The sequence below is a fragment of the Kitasatospora sp. MBT63 genome, assembly GCF_000710465.2.
In the GTDB taxonomy this organism is placed as follows: Bacteria; Actinomycetota; Actinomycetes; order Streptomycetales; family Streptomycetaceae; genus Kitasatospora.
In genome coordinates, this window is the sequence record NZ_JAIZ01000765.1 from 1 (window position 1) to 260 (window position 260).

At 72.7% G+C, this 260-nt stretch carries 1 pseudogene; it reads right to left on the bottom strand.

The window, feature by feature from the left end:
- Positions 1–260 (bottom strand): annotated as a pseudogene (locus AA75_RS39735) (hydrolase); the annotation flags it as partial.

Sequence of the window (260 nt, forward strand, 5' to 3'; positions counted from 1 at the left end):
AGCCAGGCGGTGGCGTTGAGGGCGAGGGCCGCGTCGGTGCCGGCGGGGTCGTCCCAGCCGTTGTAGAGGGTGTTGCCGCTCTGGCCGGTGCCGTCGTCGGCGGGTGAGCTGTCGCCCCAGATGGCCACCCGGCCGGCGCCGAAGGTGCTGGTGACGAAGAAGGCGCCGGTGGTGCCGCTGTAGCCGGTGCGGTACAGCAGGCCCTTGACGGCGGGGTTGTCGGCGGGCCTGAGGGTGAAGGTGGTGCCGTTGCGCAGGAT